At 64.4% G+C, this 3437-nt stretch carries 4 protein-coding genes; 3 read left to right on the top strand and 1 reads right to left on the bottom strand.

Annotated features, from left to right (window positions below; all coding sequences use genetic code 11):
• The 3 genes from ABR948_RS29140 to ABR948_RS29130 all read left to right on the top strand — a co-directional run.
• Positions 1-675 (top strand): glutathione binding-like protein (locus ABR948_RS29140; RefSeq protein ID WP_428124715.1); only part of this gene is annotated, 675 nt, incomplete at its 5' end.
• Positions 676-861: 186 nt separating this feature from the next.
• Entirely contained in the window at positions 862-1470 is a 609-nt protein-coding gene (locus tag ABR948_RS29135) for a 2-hydroxychromene-2-carboxylate isomerase (protein ID WP_428124713.1), read from the top strand.
• Positions 1470-2444: an NADPH:quinone oxidoreductase family protein gene (locus ABR948_RS29130; protein ID WP_428124711.1), complete on the top strand. Its 975-nt coding sequence runs from the start codon at positions 1470-1472 to the stop codon at positions 2442-2444. The genes ABR948_RS29135 and ABR948_RS29130 overlap by 1 nt, the downstream gene beginning before the upstream one ends.
• Before the next feature lie 250 nt (positions 2445-2694).
• Here ABR948_RS29130 and ABR948_RS29125 read toward each other — a convergent pair.
• Positions 2695-3437 (bottom strand): crotonase/enoyl-CoA hydratase family protein (locus ABR948_RS29125; protein WP_428124709.1); only part of this gene is annotated, 743 nt, incomplete at its 5' end.

The raw sequence follows: 3437 nt of genomic DNA, 5'->3' as shown, positions 1-3437 counted from the left end.
CCGAACGGCTGGAAAATCTCGATCATGCTGGAAGAGCTCGGCCTTCCCTATACGGTCATTCCCGTCAACATCCGGGCCGGCGACCAGTTCAAGCCTGAGTTTCTGGCGATCAGTCCGAACAACCGCATTCCGGCGATCGTCGATCACGCGCCGGCCGATGGCGGCGCGCCGTTTTCGGTGTTCGAGACCGGCGCGATCCTGATCTACCTGGCCGACAAGACCGGGCGTTTCATCCCGGCCGAGATGCGAGCGCGTTCCAACGTGCTGCAATGGCTGATGTGGCAGATGAGCGGGCTTGGGCCGATGCTCGGCCAGCACGGCCATTTCGCGCTCTATGCGCCGGAGAAAATTCCCTACGCGATCGAGCGCTACCGCGACGAGGCGGCGCGGCTTTATCGTGTGCTCGACACGCAACTGGGGAAAACCGGCGCTTACATCGCCGGCGACTATTCGATCGCCGACATCGCCTGTTTTCCATGGACCATGACCCACAAGGCGCAGGGTTTTACGCTTGAGGATTACCCGCACATCAAGCGCTGGTACGCGCAGGTGCGCGCGCGGCCGCAGGTGCAGGCGGGACTGGCAATCGGCAAATTCGTCAAGGAGCCTTTTGACGAGGAAGCGCGCCGGAATATGTTCGGGCAAAAGGCGAAGGAGATGGTGGGGAAGAAGTAAAGTCGTCATTGCGAGAAGCGTAGCGACGAAGCAATCCATTCTTTCTTTGGGTGGCTCGATGGATTGCTTCGCGGAGCCTGTCATCGGGCGGCGCTCTGCGCCGACCCGTTGGCTCGCAATGACGGAGAGAACAACCTGAATGAAACTACAAAACCGCGCAAGCGACGCGACATGAAGGGAAACGCCATGATCGAATTCTTCTTCGACTGCTCCAGTCCGTGGACCTATCTCGCCTTCCACAACATCCAGCCGCTGGCAAAAGAGTTCGGGGCCGAGATTTCGTGGCGGCCGATCCTGGTCGGCGGCATCTTCAATACCGTCAATCCCAGCGTCTATGCCTCGCGCGAGACGCCGGTGCCGTTGAAGGCGCGCTACATGAAGAAGGACCTCGCGGACTGGGCGCGCTCGGCGGGCCTCGCGATCAAGATGCCGCCGACGGTGTTTCCCGTGAACAGCGTGAAAGCGATGCGCGGCTGCATCTTCCTGGGCAAGGACATGGTGCCGTTCGCGCGCGCGGTATTCGCCGCCTATTGGGGCGACGACAGGGACATTTCAAAGGACGAGGTGCTGGCGGACATCTGCCAGCGCGTCGGCGTCGACCCGCAACAGTTCTTCGCCGGCATCAGCGACCAGGCCATCAAGGACCAGCTCAAGGCCAACACCGATGAGGTGATGGCGCGCGGCGGTTTTGGGTCGCCGACGATCTATCTCGACAAAACAGACATGTATTTCGGCAACGACCGGATGCCGCTGATCCGCGAAGCGCTGCAACGGCGCAAAGCGAGCGCGGCCTGATGCCAAAGGCAGTGGTCTGCCGCGAATTTGGTCCGCCCGAGAGCTTGCGTCTTGAGACGTTCGCGCCGGTTCCGCTGGCGGCGGGGCAGGTGCGCGTCGCCGTGCACGCCGCCGGGATCAATTTCCCTGATATCTTGATGGCGGCCGGCGAATATCAGCTCAAGCCAGAGCTTCCGTTCACGCCCGGCGTCGAAGCGGCCGGCGAGGTGACCGAGGTGAACGGCGCGGCTGGCATTGCGGTCGGTGACAGGATCATAATCAAGCTTCGGCACGGCGCCTATGCCGACGAGGCCGTGGTGACGCCGGCGCAACTGACGCCGTTGCCAGGGGCATTCGACTATGCGGAGGGCGCGACGTTCCTGGCCGCGCACGGGACGGCGTACCACGCGCTGATCGATCGGGGCCAGCTTCGGCCGGGCGAAGTGCTGCTGGTGCACGGCGCCGGCGGCGGTGTCGGGTTGGCCGCGGTCGAGATCGGCAAGCTGCTCGGTGCCACCGTGATCGCCGCGGCTTCGTCGGAAGAAAAGCTTGCCGTCGCGCAGGCCAAGGGCGCCGATCATCTGGTGCTCTATGGGCGCGAACCGTTTCGCGACACTGTCAAGCGCCTCACCGACGGGCGCGGCGCCGATGTGGTATTCGATCCCGTCGGCGGCGAGGTCTTCGAGAACAGCCTGCGCTGCATCGCCTGGGGCGCCCGCATCCTGGTGATCGGCTTTACCGGCGGCATCGGGCTTGCGCGCACGAATTTGCTGCTGATCAAGGGCGCCAGCGTGCTCGGTGTCCGCGCCGGCGAGGCGGTGCGGAAAAATCCGGCGCTGGGCGAAGCGCGCCTGAAGGCGCTGACGGAATGGGCGGAAGCCGGGCGCATCCGGCCGAATATCTCGCACCGGTTGCCGCTGGAGAATTACGCACCGGCGATGCGGCTGTTGATGGATCGCAAGGCGATCGGACGGGTGGTGCTGATGATGCGGTGAGGCCGTAGGGTGGGCAAAGGCGCGCTTGCGCCGTGCCCACCATCTATGTCGGACCCACGGTGGTGGGCACGCTTCGCTTTGCCCACCCTACGATGACCTAATCTCTCATCCGTCGTCCCGGCGAACGCCGGGACCCATACCGCGTGATCTGTCGATAAGGTGGAGTGGTCGACGTCCTTCGCAAAACTGAGATTGGTGATTATGGGTCCCGGCGTTCGCCGGGACGACGATAGCTAATTGCCATCTTCCCTCACTCATACCCGCGCTCTTCCCACCACGGGAAATAATCCGGCATATCGGTCGAGACCTTGTTTTTGAACTGCGCCGGGCGTTTTTCCAGAAACGACACCACGCCTTCTTTCACATCCTCGGAGCGGCCGCGGGCATAGATGCCGCGGCTGTCGACCTTGTGGGCTTCCATCGGATCGTCGGCGCCGAGCATGCGCCACATCATCTGCCGGATCAGCGCCACCGACACCGGCGCGGTCTTGGCGGCGATTTCGCGCGCCAGCGCACGGGCGGCCGGCAACAGCTCGTCCGCCGGCACCACCTTGCTGACGAGGCGGCCGGCCAGCGCCTCCTGCGCCGGAAACACCCGGCCGGTGTAACACCATTCCAGCGCCTGCGAGATGCCGACGATCCGCGGCAGGAACCAGCTCGATGCGGCTTCAGGCACGATGCCGCGCTGGGAAAACACGAAACCGAACCGCGCATCGACCGAGGCGATGCGGATATCCATCGCCAGCAGCATAGTGACGCCGATGCCGACCGCCGGCCCGTTCACCGCCGCGATCACGGGCTTTAAGCATTTGAAGATGCGCAGCGTCACCTGGCCGCCGCCGTCGCGCGCATTGGGATCGCTGTAATCGACCCGGCCGTCGGCCAGGCGCTTCACCGGCCCACGCCGTGCATCGCGGTCGAAGGTGTCGGCGCCGGAGGACAGATCCGCGCCGGCACAGAAGCCGCGCCCGGCGCCGGTGACGATGATGGCCC

Source organism: Bradyrhizobium sp. (assembly GCF_050014615.1).
In the GTDB taxonomy this organism is placed as follows: domain Bacteria; phylum Pseudomonadota; class Alphaproteobacteria; order Rhizobiales; family Xanthobacteraceae; genus Bradyrhizobium.
Note: the sequence above shows the minus strand (reverse complement) of the source record. Positions and strands in the feature narration are given on the sequence as shown.

What these genes read in the sequence shown, in the direction of transcription:
- ABR948_RS29135 (WP_428124713.1), top strand. Translation starts at nt 862, where the DNA reads ATGATCGAATTCTTCTTCGACTGCTCCAGTCCGTGGACCTATCTCGCC.
- ABR948_RS29130 (WP_428124711.1), top strand. Translation starts at nt 1,470, where the DNA reads ATGCCAAAGGCAGTGGTCTGCCGCGAATTTGGTCCGCCCGAGAGCTTG.